Source organism: Geotalea toluenoxydans JCM 15764 (assembly GCF_001311985.1).
GTDB lineage: Bacteria > Desulfobacterota > Desulfuromonadia > Geobacterales > Geobacteraceae > Geotalea > Geotalea toluenoxydans.
In genome coordinates this window covers 167475-186786 of sequence record NZ_BBCJ01000001.1, presented here as the reverse complement: position 1 = coordinate 186786, position 19312 = coordinate 167475, and the positions used below count along the sequence as shown (strand labels likewise).

The following is a 19312-nucleotide window of genomic DNA, read 5'->3' as shown; positions in this document are numbered from 1 at the left end:
CATGTATCAACAAAGGCTTCATCGGCATCCGACAAAGAAAGTGCAGACTTCAGAAAAATGTTGCCAATTTTTCTAATGAGGAATAAAGTCATTCAGATTGTGATGGTTCCAGGCAAACCCGTTTAGAAGGTAATACAAAATATGCGACATTTTTTGAAAAAGGTCTGCCTCTGTCTACTGGCAATCTGTGCTGCTTCCCCTGCCCCGGCAAAAGAGTCAGTGCTGGAAGGTATTATCTCCGATGTCTTTAGCGGCGACACCGTTGCGATCACTATTCCCTCCGGCGAAAAGATAAAGATTCACCTTTACGGAATTGATTCTCCTAAAAAGGAGAAAAGAGATGCGCAAACGGGAATGTTGAAGAGACCGGGACAACTTTTCGGCGAAGAAGCATTTCAGGCTCTAAAGGGCAAATTGCAAAACCGAAAGGTAAAGGTCGAGATAATCGGAATTGAAGGTCGTTCAGAAAAACAGATGGGGATAATACGGCTGGACAAGCGAAATATCGGGCTGGAAATGGTACGGGAAGGTTTGGCCTGGGCTCGTCAGTCCCGTTCAAAGGGAATTCTGGCTACAGAGTACGGGAAAGCCGAAGAACAGGCCAGGGGGGAGCGCCGCGGACTATGGAAACAGGATAATCCCCAACCTCCCTGGGAGTTCATAAAGCTGTGGAAGATGAAGGAAGCGCTGCTTATCGGCTCTCTGCAACCAAGCAAGACACTGGTTGCTTGAATTTCTACACCCTTGACCTGTCAGCTCCCCAAGTCGGCCCTGAAGCGGGGCAGGCTTTCCGGGTGGCTTTTGGTCATGAACTCGACCAGCTTCTCGCGCACATGGCATCTTAGTTCCAAAGGTTACCGGCATTGTCGGCGCTGACCAAAGCTCGTAGTTCAAGCGACCGCTCCTTCGCATCGGTTACATGCAGCGCCCAGGCCTCTCCGTTCCATTTCGGCGCGTGGTCGAGAATCCGTTTCAACTCGGACCGCAGCTCTTCCACAGGCACCGTATAATCGGCATAGATCATCACCGTTCCAAGCAGGTGGGCGGTGGCACGCGTCCAGTTCTGAAACGGCTTTTCGAGAAAATAGGTGATGGGCACCACCAAGTGCCGCAAGTCCCAGATCCTTACCACCACGTAGGTAAGGGTGATTTCCTCAATTACCCCCCATTCACCTTCAACTATTACCACATCATCAATGCGAATCGGCTGGGACAGGGCTATCTGGATACCGGCAAAAATATGGCTATGGATCGCTGGGCACCGATGCCAGCAATCACACCGATAATGCCCGCTGATGCAAGGATACTGATACCGATTCGCCTGATCTGTTCGAAGGTGGTCAGTGCCAGGCAAAAGCCAGAATGAGAAAGACAACAAGTACAATCTTGACTAGAACGTTCACCTGGGTATGAACGACACGCGCCTTCAGGTTGTCATGGACCATCAAATCATACCTGCTGAGAATGACATCCTGAAGTCCCAGAACCAGGCTCATGAGCAACCAGGTACAAGCCACGATCAGGGAAATTTCAAACAGATGCTGCAGGAAAGCTGTTATCTGTTCCTGGAACAACAGATAGGGCGAGATGATAATGACGCATAACAATGGCAGCATGATACGAGCTGGAGCAGCCAACCGGTCCACCATTCGCGGATCGGACAATATCCAGCCGTACTTCTCCGCTCTATGGAGAAAATGAAAGATCAGAACATAAAGGAGCAGACCTGCTATGATTGCCGCGATTATAAGACTATAGGAGAAAAGGGTTACTCCAAGGAGCAGCGTAAAGATCGTGTTGCTGTCCTGTAACGAAACAGGTATACCAGCGACAGGGTTCCCTGCCGGAGTTGGGGTCACCGTGGACGATCCGCCGGCACAGACAGGTGGACAGATACCGCTTGCCACAAAAAAGATGGCCACTACCGTAATATGCAATACTGACATGGCACTATTTCGCAACCTGGACATTCTTCCCCCTGTCGATCAAGTTGGTCCGGGGAGCGATAATATTATATTAAATAAAATAAAATTAACAATCCCGGCGATCCAAAGGAACCAGGCGAATGGGCGGTACTTCTTCTCAGGTATGACCGTATGTTGGCAGACCTGACGGCGCTTCCCCTTGGTTCCGGCGGGAATCGATGGTATGGTGGTCCATCCGGACCATTAAACGCTTGGAGCGAGAACCGATGTCTGCAAGCCCACACCCGTTTCACACCCTCACCCCCACCTTCATAATGGACGCCGTCGAAAGCCAGGGGTATCGCTGCGATTGCCGCACCCTGGCCCTGAACAGCTACGAGAACCGCGTTTACCAGGTTGGGATTGAAGACGGCGAGCCCATCATTGCCAAGTTTTACCGCCCCGGCCGCTGGAGCGACAGCCAGATCATCGAAGAGCACGCCTTCTGTTTTGAACTGGCGGAACATGAACTGCCGGTGGTAGCTCCATGCACCAACACTGGCGGCGAGAGTCTCTTTCACCACGACGGCTTTCGCTTCGCCCTGTATCCGCGCCAGGGTGGACACGCCCCGGAGTTCGACAACCTGGACAACCTGCTGATCCTGGGCCGGCTGCTGGGCAGGATCCATCGCATCGGCGCCATTCGCCCGTTTCAGTACCGCCCCACCCTGGACAGCCAGAGCTTCGGCCATGCCAGTGTTTCTTTCATCGGCAAACACTTCATCCCCGATGAGTACCGGGACAGCTATACAGCTCTCACCGGCCAGTTATTGTCAGCAGTCGACAGAATCACGGCAGAAGTGCCGTTCCGTGCCATCCGTGTCCACGGCGATTGCCACAGCGGCAATATCCTCTGGCGGGGCGAGGCGCCTCACTTTGTCGACTTCGACGACAGCCGGATGGCGCCGGCGGTGCAGGATCTGTGGATGATGCTCTCAGGCGAGCGACCGCGCCAGACGGCCCAGCTGGCGGCCTTATGGAAGGGTACAACGAGTTCTGCGACTTCAATCCGGCAGAGCTGCGGCTGATCGGCGCCCTGCGGGCTCTGCGCATGCTCCATTACAGCGCCTGGCTTGCGCGCCGCTGGCAAGACCCCATTTTCCCCCGCACCTTCCCCTGGTTCAACACCATACGCTACTGGGGTGAGCACATTCTGGAGCTGCGCGAACAACTGGCGGCCATTGAAGAACCGCCGCTGGAGTTGCCGTAAAATTTCGCAAAATGAAAAGCCCACCAGCGTTAGGTGGGCTTCTTTTTATTCTGAATCTTGGATACCTTTTCAAGGTCTGTTCCGGCTCTTATTAACTCCGGATCTATGCAACTTGCCTTTTATTTAACCTGCCTGGTGGAGTATCGTCTATAAGATTATCCTCCTTTATGCAGTTTCTACTTCCTTCCTGCTGATTTTAATTTAGCACCGAAAAATTTAAAAAACAGGCTATTTAAAAAAAAAATTTCAGGGTATAGTTTAAAAGTTACATTGATTCCCCTTCCAGTAGTAACAAGCCTCCACACAAGTAATCATCTCACAACGGTTTCTCTCCTCGAACCATTCGGGTAAGCAGACGATCCAAAGACGAAGCGAATCGTTGCCGATCGGTCAGGCTGAACTGGGCGGGACCTCCCTGCAGGAGGCCTCCCCCACGGAGTTCCGCCATCAGGTCGCGCATGGATAGCCGCTCCCCCACATTGTCTTCCGTATAGGGTTCTCCCCGTGGATCCAGTGCCACGCCACCTTTGGCGACGATTCTGGCCGCCAGGGTATATCCGCCGTAATTACCAGGTCTTCAGGAGCAGCATTGTCGGCAATGTAATCGTCGGCAACGTCGAAGCCCTCACCTACCACGACACACTGGACCAGGTGGGTCTCATGCTTTGCCAGGCTCTTGTTGGCCACCAGGCAGACAGGAATCTTCAACCTCCCGGACGCCCTGAAGACGATCTCCTTGATGACACGCGGGCAGGCATCGGCATCGATCCATATTTTCATCGTTGGTTCCATTTTTTCCGATCTGTTCAGTGCCAAGCACCCGCCTTCCACAAATTCCGCTATAGAACATGCTTACTGAGCAGAATATTGCCATAACCGATATTCAATTTCACATCACTGGCCAGAGGCAACACCGCTTTATCCCTGAACTGTTCCTCGCTATCGGCATTGGCAGGCCAGGGACGTATCAAATAGGCATGATAGCCCATGGCATGGAAGTGGTTGCGTATGACAAAGTCGTCGCTGACACGAGAATCGTCCATATTGTTTACTTCGAAGACAATGAACGGCGGTGCACATTCTTTAAAAAATCTGGCACCACCTTGAATTACTTGCCACTCGTAGCCTTCGACGTCTATTTTTACGACCTGTACGCGGGTAAAGGAATAAAGGTCATAAAGCTGATCGAGGGTCATGGCCGTTACCATTACGCTCTTTTGTTCTGCTGGTGCAGTCCCGCTGTCAGCCGGCTTGTGGAGAGATGACAACCCCTCGTCCGTTTGGTTGATATGAAGGGTGGCAATACCGGGCTGGTCGGCTAAAGCACAGTTGAAGGCATGCAGGTTACCCAGGTTGTTCAACAGGCTATTAAGAACAAGCACGCTGAATGTAGCTGGATTCGGCTCAAAGGCGAACACTCGTCCGGAAGGCCTATAACTTGCCGGGCCAGCAGGGAGTAGTAGCCGATATGGCTCCCGATGTCCATAAACGTATCTCCCGGTTGCAGGAACTGGGTCAACACCTGCACCATTGGAGGATCGACGAAGACCCCATTAACCAGATTGCTATAGATGAAGTTTTGGGTGTGGTAGGCAGTGTCAAAGCCCATTCGGTAATTAAAATTCTGCTCGTAAGCCGCATAGTTAAGATCAAGTGTTTTAATAGGCATGCCATCTCCATTGCATACTGCGGTAATGAGCCGCATGAGGTTGATTTGAGCTCGATCATACAGACAATCACACCTTTTTCAAGGCTAACTTTTACCTGATAAAGTGAATTTTGGAGAAAGGATTTCTTTCTCTGTGTAACTTGATGAAGAAAACCGGGGTTGGTACATGCACAGACCGGCGTACCGGGATACATACTTACCTGATTAAAAGTAGTGATTCCAGAATATTGAGGCTTCCGGTATGGAATGACCATTGACGAATTCCTGGGAGCTTTCGATGTTGATACTGTTGTTCCTGCTCAGGCGGAAGTTTTGCCCGAGGGAAAACTTCAGGCTATGGCGATCATCTCCGACTTTATAGATGAAACCTCGGGCTGAAAAGTGAAGTTTCCACCAGTCGGTCAGCTGTTCCACATCGCCAATGCTGATTCCGGGACCAGCTGTAACTCCGGCTCTGATTCCACCACCCCCGTTGATATCCACTTCACCAAACAAGTACATGATGCCGTTGAATGGTGAATCATAGGCATAGCCCCCGCCGGTATTGAGCCTGCCAATGAGGTGGTCTTCGCCGCTTGCCATGGCTTCCCTTTCCATCCCGGCATTGACCTTCCAGGACTTCGGCTTGAAAAAGACGTCCCTGGGAGCAATGGAGAAGATGTCGATGACGTGAAGGTACCTGAGCTGCAGCTTATCCGTGGAAAAATTGTATTTTAAAGCAGTGTCCAGAAACTTGATCTGCGCCCCCCTGAGGTATCCCTGGTCAGGATCGAGCAGAGCGTGAAACTCCGGTTGAAGCCTGACCTCGCCGTATGGCTCCCCCTTTCGTATCCCTCCCCCCACTGATACCCTTGTAGTTCGATGACCTGTTTCCGGCGTCGATGGCTCATGCAGCTTGTACAAATCATCGGGAGCCGCTCCCAGGCGACTTCTCTCCGCCAGAATCTTCAGGTACAGCCCGGAATAAGCAGTCTTGTCTATTTCTTCCCTCGACAGCCTGAACTGAACGAACTCGGCAGCCAGATCCAGTACCTTGATCCTTGTCACGTCCGCGCGATCAAGAACCCTCAAAACCTCCGGGGCTTTTGCTCCCATGGCCATATGGAACGCCAACTGCTGGTCCGTCCGGTCCAGGAGGGAGAGAATCTTTCTGATCCTCGTGCCTTGGGAGGGCCGATAACGGGCACTCTCCAGGAGTCCCTTTTCCATGGCAATATTGATGGTATTGGTTGGCAGGACAAAAATACCTGTCTTGTCTGTCAGGTGCAGTTCCGGGCGGGCCGACTCGATGAGGAAAAGCAGATTGTAGGAACAGTTCTCGTCAAAGAAGTAATAGGGCGAATGGATATTCTGCAGCTCCCAGATGTGGTTCAGCATCCGCCTGACCTCATCTTCGGATAATTTCAGTCGGTATTCCCACATGTCACGGTGTTCCAGGTCGTTGTACTCCTTCACCTTCAGGTAATATGGATTTATGGAATAAAAGCCCTGGTACAGGCCGAACAGCCCTTTCCAGGCATAGACCAGGCCATTGCTGTCGGTGGTAATGGCAGCATAATTCGCTGCATATGAGACAAGGTTGCTTTGGCTGCTGCCGTCAATGCGCAGCAGAGTATGGCCGAACATGGATGCGGGGCTGTTGATGTGGCCCACTGGAAAAACCAGCACCGCCGATTTTGCATCCACTTCCTTGAAGATCTTATCCTTTTCAGAACAGGTAAACGCCGGCAGCTGTGCCGGGTCAATCTCCAGTTTTTCTTTGAGCCACTCGTAACGTGCCGGAAAACGGCAAGCGGTATGCTCTCCGTCCTTGGCAGTTTTGAAAAAGCTTTTCACGGTAGCTTCAAGTTCGGCCTTTTTGTCGGTCCTGCCGTTCGGGGCCAGGAAAAACTTCCCATCATCGATCCTGCTTTTATACCCTCCCCCATAGGTTTTGGTATAGTGGAGCAGCACCTCCCACGTTCGTTCCTCGTCCAGCACGAGCTGGCCGGCCCGCACCAACATGCTATCCATGTGCGGTTCAGTTTCAGCCTTGGCCTGCGACAAGAATATGGGGTAAACAGAAATGCTTAAGAGGAGTGAAAGTAGCAGCGACAGAGGGGGAAATGGTAAAGAAAAGGTCACTATTCGTATCCGCTAAGACAAGCAAAGGTAGACAAAATGCTGTCTACCTTTGCTTCAATTGATTTGGCTGGTCAGTTGTTCATGACGGTGATGGTATTGTCGATCACCTCTGCCAGGACAACTTTTTCAGAAGTGAATATCCTGCCGAAGTTGGCCTGGACCTTTGTATTGAAGGAAGCCTGCTGCCAGGGAGCGACACCGAGCATTTCGGCAAAGGTGTTCAAGGTCTCACCTTTCCCCATGGCCATATCTTTGGCCAGATTATCCATGTTGGACTGGACAAAGTGCATGAGCTTCTCGTTCTGGACGAATTTGGAGGGTTGCTGACAGTCCAAGGTGCCGGAGGAAATGCCGAAGGTCTGATTGCCGAACGATCCGTTTGTGGTAGCCTGGAATACCTGGAACAGGATGGAGTTATCTGCCTTGTTTTGCCAGAGCAAGGTCCCCAGACCGCAGCCGGTGTTCTGGGTAGCCTGGCCTGCGAATGCACTGCCTGTCAGGGCAATGGTTAAAGCCAATAACAACAGAACCTTTTTCATATGTGCCTCCTTAGAAGTAAAATTCCCTCTCCCGAAGGGGGATGCGAATAACAGGTCAGAAATGTCAGTGGAAATAATACTGTCGTAATGGGATTTGTCAAATTCCCTGAAATAATAAAGGAATTTCCAGCCATCGCTTAGTTCCGACGGCAAGGGCTAAAGATGGGCAGATATAACCGCATCCCCTTGACATGCTCAAATGGTGAAAGAAAATTAAAGTGATATCCACAAAAGGAGGTTGCCATGATCGAAAGCACCAGGCTCGATGGCCAGCGCATCGCATTACTTGCCGCAGATGGCTTTGAAAAGGTGGAACTGGAGGTCCCCCTTAAAGCGCTACGGCTGGCAGGGGCGACAGTAGACGTGATCTCGCTCAGGCCAGGTCGTATCAGAGGTGTGAACATGCATGAGCCTGCCGGAAAGGTTCAGGTAACCATGACTGTGCAAGAGGCCGATCCCAAGAACTACGAGTATATTCATCCCCGGCGGCTTCATCAACCCGGACTTGTTGCGCCAGTCTGCCGAGGCCAGAGAGTTCGTCCATTCATTCGATGTATCCGGCAAGCCCATTGCCACCATTTGTCATGGGGCGTGGGTGTTGGCCTCGGCTGGTATGCTGCGGGGGCGGACCATAACTTCGTGGCCCGGTATCCGTGATGACGTGGTAAATGCAGGGGCGACCTGGCTCGATCAGGCCGTGGTCCGCGACGGCAACATTATCACCAGCAGAGGTCCACAGGACTTGATGGATTTTGTTCCGGCGATTATAGATGCATTCTCCGGTGCCGCCCCCTATGCAGAGCGGGCGCCTGCCCATGCAGCATCGGCGCCCCAGAGGAATGAGCCGCCCAAGGCCATGCTCACAGCCATGAAGTGGATGCCGACCCCGACAGTCCGTACTGCCCTGGGTATCGGAGCCATCGCCATTGGCGCGGTAGCCATGAGTCGCAGAAAAGCGCAGCCCAGGCATGCAGGCATGTAAGATGATAACACTCCTAATGACTCCTCATTGGTGACAATTTTTGTCAGAGATGGGACCTATTAAGTAGCTATTTGTCTATCAAAAATTTCTCAGGCCGAAAAATGGCAGAAAATAAATTAAATAATCTCAGTAGATTATCTGTAATTCGAAAAAGAAGGAATTCATCTTGCACATAGATTAAAAATTTTCACGATAGACGACAATACTAAACCATCCGCGAGGATGGGGCGGAAAACCCATGGGTCTCCAGTAGACAGCCGGGCTGCCGAAATATCACATTTCCGGCACCCGGCTTTCTTTTTTACAGCGGATTGAAAAGCGGGGCAAGGAGGTGATTAAAGAGTTCTGGCCGCTGGAATAACAAATGGAGGTGTTGCACCATGTCGATTCGTCGTCGCTTGCTTCTGCTCTTCTCCCTGTTCATGGTTTTTTCGTTTCTGGTTGTCGTGTCCAACAGTGAAGCTGCCCGCATCAAGGAGAAAAAAGTAGCAGCTGCCAGCAAGAAGAAAGCTGTTGCCATCAAAATGAAGCAGTCATCCAGAAAGATTTCACACAATGATTCCCGTCAGCGTCCCTTGCATTTGGAAGAACAATATCTCGTATCGGAATTGGAACCTCAGGAAAATGCAGTGCTGCAAAAGGCTTTCGGTCTGCTCGGGATCAGGTACCGTTTCGGAGGAAGCAGCTATGCCGGTATCGATTGCTCCGCTTTCGTGAGAAAGGTATTTGCATCTCAAAGTCTGTCGCTGCCGCGAACGGCACGAGAGCAATATGCACTTGGGAAAGATGTGTCACCCGGAGAGCTGCAGAAGGGTGACCTTCTCTTTTACCGTACATATGCAGGCTTCCCTTCCCATGTCGGGATCTATATCGGCAACGACTGATGATTCACGCCTCTTCCGAAGGTGGGAGAGTGATGATTTCCAGAGTAGATACCCCCTATTTCCTCTCCCGCTTCCTTGGAGCTCGCCGCATTCCGTCAGATGGAGGGGGAAACCTTTGGGAGGTTGCGGGAACGGAGGAGTTGGAAAAGGAGCTGGTGGACATTTGATGCTGAGCGCACCGGTTTAGCGCCACACAATATTGAAAGGACAGGCTGCATTCTTACCCTGAGACAAGACAGCCTGTCCTCTCCCGAATCAACCATGTACTACTTCAATTTTTCCTGCAACAGCCCCTTCAGATCCGCCATATCGGCACATCGGCCGATTTCGTCTGCCGAAACAAGCAGGCGAAGCTGTCCCCCTTCCTGCACCAGCACCGCCGGCAGCGCCAGTCCCTGCATCCCGTAACGCTCATGGAACTCGTCGCGGTGGAGAAACTGCATGGATATCTCCAGCGTCTCCAGGAAATCCTTCCACTCCTGTCGCATGCCGAAGTTGCCGTGGGTAATTGCGCAGAGGTTGCATGAATAGGTTTCTGGTGAAAACACCTTGTGGGCAATGTCGGTGAGGGTGTTGAAAAGGCCGCTGTCGGCGTTGTAAACGAAAATGATGCCGTTCATTGTCACCTCGATACCTGAAAAGAGGATACCACTGTGGCTGGATGAATTCAAACCCACCCAAACAGATCTGGCCATGAAAGACATTGTCGCCACAGGGATGACGTGCTATACATGAAATACTTTCGAACCACAGGTTCTGCCTGTGGTTTTTGTTTTCCCAGTCAAGCTGCCACGCTTACATTCAGGAGTACGATACATGTCCTTTGATCCTCTCGGCCTGCGCGTCGAACTGTTGAGTGCCATTGCCAGCCAGGGGTACACCATGCCGACCCCCATCCAGACACAAGCGATCCCGGTTATCTTTGAGGGATGCGACCTGCTTGCCGGCGCCCAGACCGGCACCGGCAAGACAGCAGCCTTTGCCTTGCCGATCGTACAGATGCTGGGCGAAAACATTCCCCCGGAAAAGCGTCGTCGGCCACGCGCCCTGGTTCTGGTTCCTACCCGCGAGCTGGCAGCCCAGGTCAGCGAACAGATGAACAACTACGCCCGGCGCCTGTCGCTTCGCTCCACCATGATCTATGGCGGGGTAAATATTCAGGCCCAGATCGAGCGGCTGCACCGAGGAGTCGATATTGTCGTCGCCACGCCCGGGCGGCTGCTGGATCACGCGGAACGGGGGACGGTGAACCTTTCCCGGATCAAGTTTCTGGTCCTTGACGAGGCCGACCGGATGCTCGATCTGGGTTTTATAGATGATATCCAGAAAGTGGCGGAGTACCTGCCCGAAAAGCGCCAGACGCTGCTCTTTTCGGCGACCTATTCCCAGAGCATCAAGCAGCTTGCAGACGACCTGCTCAACAAGCCGCGGCACATAGAAGTAGCACGCCGCAGTATCACCGCTGACGCAGTGACCCAGGCAGTCTACCAGGTTGAAAAGAGCCGCAAGCGGGAAATGCTTTCGTTCTTGATCAGCAGGGGGAAATGGAGCCAGGTGCTGGTCTTCGCCCGCACCCGCTACGGCGCCGATAAACTGACTGAAGAGCTGCTTTACGATGGGATCAAAGCTGCCGCAATCCACAGCAACAAGAGCCAGTCTATTCGGAATCGCACCCTGGCCGAGTTCAAGCGCGGTGAATTTCGCGTGCTGGTGGCAACCGATGTGGCAGCACGGGGACTGGACATCGAGCACCTGCCCCATGTGGTGAATTACGACCTCCCACAGGTTCCCGAAGACTATGTCCATCGCATCGGTCGTACCGGCCGTGCCGGAAAGGACGGGGTTGCCCTCTCGCTGGTGAGCCATGAAGAACAGCCGCTGCTGAAGGCGATAGAAAAGCTGCTTAAATTTAACATTCCGCTGAAAGAGCTGGCGGAATTCCCCCAGTATGCAGTCAAACGGAGTGGCGCCAACAAAATCAAGCCGGACAACGGCCCGTCAAAGGCCAGGAAGAGAGAGGCAAGACCGGCGAAGCAGGCGAAGGCTCCGGCGAAGCAGGCGAAAGCTCCGGCGAAGCAGGCGAAAGCTTCGTCGAAGGCCTCATCTCTCGGCCGGAATAAGGCCGCCATCGAGCGCCCCGCCCCCAAGCTCGGTCGGCGGCGGAGCAGAGAGCGGTAGGAGTTAAAAAGGAAAGGGAAAGCCTTTCGTACGATCTCTGTGGTGTCCTTGATAGCATCCACATCATCATCGGCACTGCAATTATGCCCAACGCCAGAGAGAAAGAATCAGAATGATTATGAGAACGATGGAAAGATTCATGTATGCCATGAAGTAGAAAACTCTTTCGTGCAGTGCCATTCTTTTGGGTTCAGCGGCAAGAAGTAAACCAACCGCCCTCATTGCCGATACTTTATCCTGTCCATGGGGAGCAAGTTTAAGGGCTTCTGTCAAGTCGGCTCCAGCCTGGTGTCGACCCATGTGCAGCCCCTGTTTCCACAAACGGCTTCCAGATGCGTCATAGATGTTACCTTCAAAGGCAAAATATGCAGGCGCCCTTCTTTCCCGTCACAGTGTGCCAGTCCCTCCGGTGTTAAATCACCTGCTTCGACAACAGATACCGGTTCCTTCCTTTTCGCCCTGAGACGCGGGCCGATTACGGTAATGACGATCACGGCAGAAATAACCATGACCAAATAGAGGGAAACCTTCATGAGAAGGAGAATTCCGAAGCGGGTATGAAGCAGGGTGTCGAGGGCGTTAAACCGGTAAAATGTAAGTATTGCGCCTGTCATCCCCATGATGGCCATGGAGAAAATTCCAACACGCAACTCGCCGCGCGGCAGACCGCTGGCTGCATATGCCGGTTTGAGGACCAGATGCACATAGAGGATCGTTCCGAACCAGAAAATGGCGGTCAAGAAGTGGATGTAGCCGATCAGAAGGCGGAATACTCTGGGGGCAATGCCTGTCTTGAAGCTATGTGTCTCAGGGGAATGTGAAGCAGCGAATGCCCTGCCTGCCGGTGTAAGTTCGCCGCCGCCGGCCGGGTCAAGGTGGCAGGACGCACACGTCTGACCGGTCTCTTTGGCATACTCTTCGGTCGCGCTGGCACGCTGCGACGAACACAATATGAATGTCACAACTAAAAATGCACCTGCTAAAAGCTTATAAACATTTTTAAACATGACGCCCCTTCTTTTGTTTTTTGGATAGACACAGGGATACTTGACAGGAGGAGTACCTTTTCTTTTGCGCAACTACCAGGAATTCTGAAATAGTGGCAGTATATGGTTATCTTAATTAAGTTTATGGAAATATAAGGCAAGTGCAGAGTGGATTCAACGACATTAACACTATAATTATTTAATCAGAATCCCCTCTTGCCGGTTCCCTTGTGCCACAATCCTTTTTCGATAGACTTTGATTAAGAACCCATTGCTGATAAGCCCATTCACCAGACCGCTGCCCGGCGGCGGCCTCGGGTGAATACTCTACAGGGAGGTATCTCATGGCCGCAGAAGAGAGACAAGAAGGCAAGATGGATATGCAGGCGATGATGGAAGCGTACAAGAAGCTGGCAACGCCAGGCGCTCCCCACAGGCTGTTGTCCAGGATGGCGGGAAGCTGGAATGCCAGGATGAAGTCGTGGATGGAACCTGACAAGCCTCCCACGGAAACCACTGGCGCCTGCGAACAGAAAATGGTTCTCGATGGACGTTTTTTACAGCAGGAGTTCAGCGGCGACATGATGGGTAGTCCATTCAACGGCATCGGCTTCATGGGGTACGACAACAACACCAAAAAGTTTGTCTCTACCTGGATGGATACCATGGGCACCGGCATCTACTTATTTGAAGGAGATATGGGCGCGGATGAAAGAAGTATCACCCAGGTAAGCAGATACGACGACCCTATCCAAGGTCCCATGGAGTGGCGTTCCGTGACAAGGATCGTGGATAACGATACTTTGGCCATGGAAATGTACAGCACCGGCAAAAGTGGCAAAGAAGAGAAGATGATGGAGGTACTTACACCCGGAAGAAGTGATGCCCCTGGGACACAGCAGGGAGAAACCACGGTGCCGATAATTCAGAAAAATTACCTATTCATGTGGTTCGACGACCAACCGAAGGGGCGACACCTTGTATAGTGCCTTTTTCTCACGCAAGGGGCAGATCATCAGGTGCGTGAGGGGAAACGAGGGGGCAGTATATTTTCTCCCGCTCGTCATTCATGCCGACCGGCTTAGCCGTCCTGAGAAGCGTCAGCCAGACCCGGACGTTTTCCACGATGATGACTGTCACCAGAGCAATGATGACGATGCTGAGAACGGTATTGAGCATCATCCCTTTCGCCAGGTAGAGCTTGATGTTCATTAACCCTGCTGCAAAGGTCGTCACCGTGATGAAGGCACAGGGCAGCGCGTGATGAGGGCGTACTTCTTTTTGGCCGAAATACGGAGGATGATCGTCGTGCCGATGGCCAGCGCCAGGGCTGCCAGCGTCTGGTTAGTTACCCCGAACATGGGCCAGATGGAGGATACATCGCCGGTATAGAGGATATACCCCCAGGCAAATGAGACTGCACCGCTGGTCAGGATGACTCCCGGCAGCCAGTTGGTCTGTTTGAACGGGGCATGGAGATGCCCCAGGATATCCTGCAGGATGTACCGCGCCACCCGGGTTCCCGCGTCGATCGTAGTCAGAATGAAGAGCGCTTCAAACATGATTATGAACTGGAACCAGTACTTCATGGTATGCTGCAGCCCATCGCCGATATTGGAGAAGATGTACGCAGTACTGACCGCCAGAGAGATGGCCCCGCCGGGGCGGTGGGCCACGTCGAGCCCCACCAGGCTGCACAACTCGGGCAGGTTCTTGACCGGCATGTTGAGTTTGGCAAAGACAGCGGACGATGTGTTGATGGCAAAGTAATCGTTAGGCACCAGTGTCACCGCAGCAAGGAGCGCCATCAGGCCGATAAAGGCTTCGGTCAGCATGGCGCCGTAGGACACCATGCGTACCTCTGTTTCCTTTTCCAGCATTTTCGGGGTGGTGCCGGACCCGATCAGGGCATGGAACCCGGAAATGGCGCCGCAGGCGATGGTAATGAAAACGTAGGGCCAGACCGGTCCGGGGATGATCGGTCCGTTGCCGCTGATGAACCGGGTGACAAAGGGCATCTGCACAGTCGGGTTGACGAAGAGAAGCCCCAGTGCCAACCCGCCGATAACTGCGATCTTCATGTAGGTGCTGAGATAATCCCGCGGCGCCAGCAAAAGCCATACGGGCAGAGCCGCGGCACAGAAACCGTAGACCGGCAGGATGATGGAAAGGCTCTCCTTGCTGAAGGTGAACCATGGGGCGATGGAGGATTGGGCAAGGGGCGCCCCGAAATAGACGGCGGCAAGGACGGCGATCACGCCGAAGACCGTCCCCGACAGGATTGCTCCCGGCCTGAACTTGAACATGTAGAGACCCACCACCATGGCTATGGGAATGGTCATGCCGATGGTGAACACACCCCAGGGGTTGTTGTAAAGGGCATTGGCAACGGCCACGGCCAGCCCGGCCAGGGCAACGATGATGATAAACAGGGTAACGAAGGCGGTGGTAATACCGGTCAGCCTGCTCACATCCTTTTTCGCGATCACCGACAGGGACTGCCCCTGGTGGCGGATCGAGGCAAAGAGGATGACCATGTCATGGACGCAGCCGGCAAAAACAGATCCCAGCAGAATCCAGAAGAATCCGGGCCCCCAACCATACTGGGCTGCCAGCGTGGGACCGATCAGCGGCCCGGCTCCCGCAATGGCCGCAAAGTGATGGCCAAAAACAACCCATTTGTTGGTCGGCACATAGTCCTTGCCGTCATTGCAGGTAACGGCGGGCGTCACGTTGCGGTCGTCCAGCATCAACACCTTCGCGGCAATGAAGGCCGAGTAGTAACGGTACGCCAGCGCTAGGACGCAGAGAGCGGATATCAGCAGGTAAATGACACTCATAAACCGGTCCTCTTCTTGATTTGATCAGGTCTAAATTTCGGGCTCCCCATAAAGTGCTACTCTTTGTGACGCAGTGCAAGATAAAATCTCGCCCTAAAAATCGCGACCTGTGCCTGACGCGCTGATTATCGGCTTAAGAATTTGTTTTACAGAGATCGGCAAATCAAGGAGCCCCGGAGATCCTGAAAAACTCACTTTTAAAGAACCTCGGGCTTTTTTCAGGTAAGAGCAAAGATAATTGCGGCAATGAGAAGTGCTGCGCCAAGGCCAAGGCTAATTGCAGAGCAGGCTATGGAATATTTTGAAACCGTAAACTGCCTGTGCCGTGCTTTAAATTCGGCATTGACCCTCGCAATGTCACTTTCAGCATTTCGCTCATACCGCCGCATGGCCTGAAGGTGCCAGGACATGCTGTCTCCCTGGACCTTCGTCTGCAGCGATTCTCCGCTGCCCCGGCCGATGAAGGTCTTCAGGGATGTGTCGGTCTTGAATCCTTTTTGATTTTTGAAGAATAGAATTTAACGGGGGCCAGTCAGCTTCAGCGCGATCTCCAGGAGCTCTGCCAGGAGATAGGAGAGGAGCAGTACCAACAAAGCGCAGAAGCCACCTCCCAGCATGTATTCGATCCCACCGAGAAAGGTCCCGTCGCCGAACCCCTTCACCATGGGGGTCATGCTTCCGATGAAATCCCTCGCGTCCTCACCACCGAACCAGATGAAGATGCCGCCGCCGACCGCTATGGGGACTGCAAAACCGGCATAGACTTCGCCGCCGAGCCTGAGAAAAACAGAGGCGATGGAGACGATGCCGAATTCGGTCTCCGGCAGCTCCAGCAACTGTTCGGCGCGGATCAGGAGGGTATGCGCCACCATGTACACCGCCACCGCAAACAGCAGGATAAAAATGACGCCGCCGGGGATCTCGCTTCCCCGCTGCTTGACAATATGATTCCAGATGTGGACGAAACCGCTGAGCCCGGCAAATATCGCGACCAGGGCCAAAAGTCGCAGGGCGATTGCGCAGATCCTCCTGAAGAATTTTTCCTGGGCCATCTGCTGTAATACCATCGGCATAAACAAGAATTTTCCCACGACGTCCTCCGCTAAATTAGATTGAATGTTATCCGAACTATCATAATTCCTGCTGCCCGATGACTGAGGGCAACCGTTTGGGCGCCTTGATCCGCAGCTGTTTATTGACATTCATCCGCCCGAACACAACCTGAATATCGCTGACGGAGACGCCAAACTCTTCGGCCAGAAACCGCACCATATGGTCGGTCGCCCGCCCGGCACGGGGAACCGCCGTCACACTGACACAAAGCTGATGCCCCTTCACCTTGCCGATGGCGTCCCGTTTGGCATTGGGAGTGCCGAGTATATTAAGCACCAGCGTATCACCATCCCAGGCACAAAACTGTTTCTTCATATTTCTCCGGTGTCAAGCCTCAAGTACGGTCCACCTTGGGGTCCACCTCGTATTAAACTTCCCCTTGGTTTTCTCTTTGAGTGGCCGTTTGGGGCTGGTTCAAGGGCACTACAATCGCCCGAAGCCGAAATTACGTATGCTGTCCCTGGAATTCCCCACCTTTATCCTCCCACATACCTCTTTCTCACAGAGCAACTATTGCTTCCCAGCCTCAAGAATCTTCTGACATGCAGCAAGCCACGTGTCACCCGGTTCGAATAATTTTTCATTCTGCTTCAATAAACCGGCGACCTGCTCGACAACATCTATATTTGGCGTCCCATCAGGTGACAGTGACGCTGCTATAAGACCTGTCAGGTAGTATTTGACAACCGTTACAGAATACGGGTTTATGTCATAGGCCTCTCGCAGATACTTATTCCCTTGGGCATAGTCCTTTGTAGCGAAAGCAAGATACCCAAGAAACAACCGGGTATCTTCCTGTACCTCACGGGAAACATCTTGAGCGTCCAGAACCTTCAGCAGCTCTGTTTCCCGCGGACCCGATCGCCACGCAAGACCCTGATAATCCCGTTGATGAAGTTAATGGCGCCCTCGGGTTTCTCTGATATTGCCGGGTATTTGATGTACCCTTCTTTTCCCTGATACTTCACCTTTATGGATTCATACTCCATGGATATGGCCCTGAACACCGGGCCAACCTTTCCTACAGGGGTCCTGAAAGCACGGTCGGTGTAGACGACCGCCTGGGAGACATCGGTGTACTCTTTGTAGATCTTTCTGTCCAAAAGGAATGGTTTGAACTCATAGTAGCGGTTCGGTAAGTCGATAGAAAGCTGTGCCTTCGCCTTTGGGCTTTTGACCACCCAGAACGAACCTTTCGGCAGCTTGTCCGCAGGAATGGTCAGAGAACTTTCAACGATAACACCGTCACCGTATTTGAAAGCCTTTCCCCAGTACACCATATCCGATTTTGTTCTCCGCCCCGCTCCTTCTGCACTTGAATGGTTCGAAAGCACGAGATCCTTATGATTAATGGTGGCACGCCTGATTGAGCGGCCTTTTTCCAGAGTGTTTATCCGAAAGGACTTCAGTATCTCGATGTTAAGAAAGGATGAGACGTTTTTGCCTACAGGATCGCCGGAGAAGGGAGGAAGCAGAAGCCGAAACTTTTCGGCAGATGCATTGCCGGAAATGAGATGCAAAACCATCAGAGCCAAAACAAGACGTATCAACATCACGGTTACCCCTTCCCGCTAAGATTCTTCAACTCGGTTTTTATGGCCCTTATCAACATGGCAGTGTCATCACCTTTGCTTACATTTCTCCCATAGCTCAGACTGTTAGCCTTCTGCAGGAATCGGATTGCCTCGGCGGTCTTGTGCAGCCGTTTGGCATCCATCGCAAGAGCATAGAGGGTAACCATTTTGTAGAGATCTCGAAGCTCCTGGTATTCAGCCATGGCAATTTTCGTCGAAATGGTTACCTTTTCCTTGGGAAGCTTCCCCGCAACTTGCAAAGGTAGATGGTCGTATGGAGGCGGCTTTGGTCCATGGCTCCGGTGAATGCCTGCAGAGCCTTGGCTTGATCGACAAATTCTTCATAACTCCTGGGTTCACGGATGCCCCGTTCGACGAAGAGCCCCTTGATATACGTTGAATCGGCAAACTCCCGCTTGATATCGTCCACTTTTTCTTTAAGCCGTCTCATCACAAGGTCGTTGTAGGAGTTCTCCCTCTCATTCATGCCGATATACCTGAAAACGGTAATTTTCAGGCGAGGTGGGTCCTCCCCTGTCGCGACAGCAGGAGTCCCTATGCAGAGCAGCAGCAGAGCGACAATCATTTTATGCATGGCAACGTCTCCTTCAGAGTCGTGTCATTATCGGTCAGATCCCGAAACAGCACCGTAATCTCGTATTTGCATTCGCTATCCCCGCCCGGATCGAATGCCGTAGGCACATCACTGGCTTCATTCTGGTAGATGTACGTGGAATAGGTTCTGGGTGTGACAACCGGAAATGTCGATTTCTCTTTCCTGGCAAGTTCCTTAGGTTCGGTACTGCTCCCTCTGGATATGACCCGCATGGTAACCTTTTCTATGGTTGCGGGAATATTGCCCGTTTTGCCGGCATTAATCGCTATGGAGCTATTATCTACCAGCCTGCAGAACATCTTTATTCTGCCGGAAATAGAGGCATAGGTAACATAGGTCACATACAGCGTCGTGCACACCGAAACAATGACGGCTATGACTCCAAAGGATGAACTCACAACATCCATAGCACGGGCGAAAGACGTCTGATAACAGCCGCAGACCTTGCATTTCCGTGCATCCCTGCGGATTGTCTCTGCACAGACCGAGCATGATTTTGTTTCAGTTTCTCCTGCCATCCAGCCCTCCGATATTAAGTCTGTGGATTCTGGGTCAGACTACGTAGCCTCATTGGCCGGCAAATTTTTGAAAAACAGAAGGTCGCCTTCGACACGAGACTCCCCGGCTGTTTCG

Annotated in this window: 24 protein-coding genes, 3 pseudogenes and 1 riboswitch; of the genes and pseudogenes, 8 read left to right on the top strand and 19 right to left on the bottom strand. The window is 52.5% G+C overall.

Going from position 1 to position 19312, the window contains the following annotated elements; all coding sequences use genetic code 11:
* Positions 1 to 153: 153 nt before the first annotated feature.
* Positions 154 to 732, top strand: coding sequence for a thermonuclease family protein (locus JCM15764_RS00935; RefSeq protein WP_243688090.1), 579 nt, complete (start codon positions 154 to 156; stop codon positions 730 to 732).
* 109 nt (positions 733 to 841) lie between these two features.
* Here JCM15764_RS00935 and JCM15764_RS21025 read toward each other — a convergent pair whose 3' ends face one another.
* Both JCM15764_RS21025 and JCM15764_RS21020 read right to left on the bottom strand, forming a co-directional pair.
* Positions 842 to 1189, bottom strand: a complete 348-nt coding sequence (locus tag JCM15764_RS21025; protein WP_243688089.1) for a mechanosensitive ion channel family protein — start codon at positions 1187 to 1189, stop codon at positions 842 to 844.
* A 151-nt stretch (positions 1190 to 1340) separates the two neighbouring features.
* Positions 1341 to 1970, bottom strand: a complete 630-nt coding sequence (locus JCM15764_RS21020; protein WP_243688088.1) for a hypothetical protein — start codon at positions 1968 to 1970, stop codon at positions 1341 to 1343.
* A gap of 221 nt (positions 1971 to 2191) precedes the next feature.
* Here JCM15764_RS21020 and JCM15764_RS00925 point away from each other — a divergent pair, with 221 nt between their 5' ends.
* Together JCM15764_RS00925 and JCM15764_RS29130 are read left to right on the top strand one after the other, a co-directional pair.
* The gene (locus tag JCM15764_RS00925) at positions 2192 to 2992 is read left to right on the top strand and encodes a serine/threonine protein kinase (protein WP_279384181.1); all 801 of its coding nucleotides are present in this window, start codon (positions 2192 to 2194) and stop codon (positions 2990 to 2992) included.
* Positions 2941 to 3174 (top strand): protein kinase family protein, encoded by a 234-nt coding sequence (locus JCM15764_RS29130; protein ID WP_279384180.1) that lies wholly within the window; start codon positions 2941 to 2943, stop codon positions 3172 to 3174. Before JCM15764_RS00925 ends, JCM15764_RS29130 begins: the two co-directional genes overlap by 52 nt.
* A 316-nt stretch (positions 3175 to 3490) precedes the next feature.
* Here JCM15764_RS29130 and JCM15764_RS00920 read toward each other — a convergent pair.
* The 4 genes and pseudogenes from JCM15764_RS00920 to JCM15764_RS00900 form a co-directional block, all read right to left on the bottom strand.
* Positions 3491 to 3954: pseudogene (locus JCM15764_RS00920) on the bottom strand (YaiI/YqxD family protein).
* 59 nt (positions 3955 to 4013) lie between these two features.
* Positions 4014 to 4598, bottom strand: a pseudogene (locus tag JCM15764_RS00915) (FkbM family methyltransferase); the annotation flags it as partial.
* Positions 4599 to 5047: 449 nt separating this feature from the next.
* The gene (locus JCM15764_RS00905) at positions 5048 to 6856 is read right to left on the bottom strand and encodes an Lnb N-terminal periplasmic domain-containing protein (protein ID WP_054691743.1); all 1809 of its coding nucleotides are present in this window, start codon (positions 6854 to 6856) and stop codon (positions 5048 to 5050) included.
* A gap of 182 nt (positions 6857 to 7038) precedes the next feature.
* Positions 7039 to 7506, bottom strand: a complete 468-nt coding sequence (locus tag JCM15764_RS00900) for a DUF3015 family protein (protein ID WP_054691741.1) — start codon at positions 7504 to 7506, stop codon at positions 7039 to 7041.
* Positions 7507 to 7749: 243 nt separating this feature from the next.
* On the opposite strand from JCM15764_RS00900, the pseudogene JCM15764_RS00895 reads away from it, so the two are divergent.
* The 3 genes and pseudogenes from JCM15764_RS00895 (at position 7750) to JCM15764_RS21015 (ending at position 9539) form a co-directional block, all read left to right on the top strand.
* Positions 7750 to 8488 (top strand): annotated as a pseudogene (locus JCM15764_RS00895) (type 1 glutamine amidotransferase domain-containing protein).
* A gap of 194 nt (positions 8489 to 8682) precedes the next feature.
* Positions 8683 to 8758, top strand: a riboswitch (cyclic di-GMP riboswitch).
* A gap of 110 nt (positions 8759 to 8868) precedes the next feature.
* The gene (locus JCM15764_RS00890) at positions 8869 to 9372 is read left to right on the top strand and encodes a C40 family peptidase (protein ID WP_243688086.1); all 504 of its coding nucleotides are present in this window, start codon (positions 8869 to 8871) and stop codon (positions 9370 to 9372) included.
* A gap of 29 nt (positions 9373 to 9401) precedes the next feature.
* Positions 9402 to 9539, top strand: coding sequence for a hypothetical protein (locus tag JCM15764_RS21015; protein WP_243688085.1), 138 nt, complete (start codon positions 9402 to 9404; stop codon positions 9537 to 9539).
* A 99-nt stretch (positions 9540 to 9638) separates the two neighbouring features.
* Here the strand turns inward: JCM15764_RS21015 and JCM15764_RS00885 are convergent, their stop codons facing one another.
* Positions 9639 to 10067: a hypothetical protein gene (locus JCM15764_RS00885; RefSeq protein ID WP_243688084.1), complete on the bottom strand. Its 429-nt coding sequence runs from the start codon at positions 10065 to 10067 to the stop codon at positions 9639 to 9641.
* Positions 10068 to 10188: 121 nt separating this feature from the next.
* Here JCM15764_RS00885 and JCM15764_RS00880 point away from each other — a divergent pair, with 121 nt between their 5' ends.
* Positions 10189 to 11550: a DEAD/DEAH box helicase gene (locus tag JCM15764_RS00880; RefSeq protein ID WP_054691683.1), complete on the top strand. Its 1362-nt coding sequence runs from the start codon at positions 10189 to 10191 to the stop codon at positions 11548 to 11550.
* An 81-nt stretch (positions 11551 to 11631) separates the two neighbouring features.
* Here the strand turns inward: JCM15764_RS00880 and JCM15764_RS21010 are convergent, their stop codons facing one another.
* Positions 11632 to 11823 (bottom strand): hypothetical protein, encoded by a 192-nt coding sequence (locus tag JCM15764_RS21010; RefSeq protein WP_243688083.1) that lies wholly within the window; start codon positions 11821 to 11823, stop codon positions 11632 to 11634.
* Positions 11820 to 12512 (bottom strand): CopD family protein, encoded by a 693-nt coding sequence (locus tag JCM15764_RS00875; RefSeq protein ID WP_243688082.1) that lies wholly within the window; start codon positions 12510 to 12512, stop codon positions 11820 to 11822. The genes JCM15764_RS21010 and JCM15764_RS00875 overlap by 4 nt, the downstream gene beginning before the upstream one ends.
* 368 nt (positions 12513 to 12880) lie before the next feature.
* Between JCM15764_RS00875 and JCM15764_RS00870 the strand changes: the two genes are divergently transcribed.
* Positions 12881 to 13522, top strand: a complete 642-nt coding sequence (locus tag JCM15764_RS00870) for a DUF1579 domain-containing protein (RefSeq protein WP_243688081.1) — start codon at positions 12881 to 12883, stop codon at positions 13520 to 13522.
* 10 nt (positions 13523 to 13532) lie between these two features.
* On the opposite strand, the gene JCM15764_RS29125 is transcribed toward JCM15764_RS00870, so the two are convergent.
* The 10 genes from JCM15764_RS29125 to JCM15764_RS00825 form a co-directional block, all read right to left on the bottom strand.
* Positions 13533 to 13748 carry a hypothetical protein gene (locus tag JCM15764_RS29125; protein ID WP_243688080.1) on the bottom strand — a complete coding sequence of 72 codons (216 nt, stop codon included), beginning with the start codon at positions 13746 to 13748 and terminating at the stop codon, positions 13533 to 13535.
* Between the two features lie 20 nt (positions 13749 to 13768).
* The gene (locus JCM15764_RS00865; RefSeq protein ID WP_243688079.1) at positions 13769 to 15376 is read right to left on the bottom strand and encodes a carbon starvation CstA family protein; all 1608 of its coding nucleotides are present in this window, start codon (positions 15374 to 15376) and stop codon (positions 13769 to 13771) included.
* Between the two features lie 218 nt (positions 15377 to 15594).
* The gene (locus tag JCM15764_RS00860; protein WP_054691682.1) at positions 15595 to 15786 is read right to left on the bottom strand and encodes a hypothetical protein; all 192 of its coding nucleotides are present in this window, start codon (positions 15784 to 15786) and stop codon (positions 15595 to 15597) included.
* A 108-nt stretch (positions 15787 to 15894) separates the two neighbouring features.
* Positions 15895 to 16467 (bottom strand): hypothetical protein, encoded by a 573-nt coding sequence (locus JCM15764_RS00855; RefSeq protein WP_054691680.1) that lies wholly within the window; start codon positions 16465 to 16467, stop codon positions 15895 to 15897.
* Positions 16468 to 16507: 40 nt separating this feature from the next.
* On the bottom strand, positions 16508 to 16804 hold the full coding sequence (locus JCM15764_RS00850) for a DUF167 domain-containing protein (protein WP_054691678.1): 297 nt from the start codon (positions 16802 to 16804) through the stop codon (positions 16508 to 16510).
* Between the two features lie 195 nt (positions 16805 to 16999).
* Positions 17000 to 17272, bottom strand: coding sequence for a hypothetical protein (locus tag JCM15764_RS00845; RefSeq protein ID WP_054691676.1), 273 nt, complete (start codon positions 17270 to 17272; stop codon positions 17000 to 17002).
* Between the two features lie 50 nt (positions 17273 to 17322).
* A complete protein-coding gene (locus tag JCM15764_RS00840; protein WP_054691673.1) occupies positions 17323 to 18042 on the bottom strand; it encodes a hypothetical protein in 720 nt (239 codons plus the stop codon).
* Positions 18043 to 18047: 5 nt separating this feature from the next.
* Complete coding sequence (locus JCM15764_RS00835) at positions 18048 to 18266, bottom strand: hypothetical protein (RefSeq protein WP_054691671.1); 219 nt, start codon at positions 18264 to 18266, stop codon at positions 18048 to 18050.
* Between the two features lie 20 nt (positions 18267 to 18286).
* Complete coding sequence (locus JCM15764_RS00830) at positions 18287 to 18658, bottom strand: hypothetical protein (protein ID WP_054691670.1); 372 nt, start codon at positions 18656 to 18658, stop codon at positions 18287 to 18289.
* On the bottom strand, positions 18646 to 19197 hold the full coding sequence (locus JCM15764_RS00825) for a hypothetical protein (RefSeq protein WP_054691668.1): 552 nt from the start codon (positions 19195 to 19197) through the stop codon (positions 18646 to 18648). Before JCM15764_RS00825 ends, JCM15764_RS00830 begins: the two co-directional genes overlap by 13 nt.
* Positions 19198 to 19312: the final 115 nt, after the last annotated feature.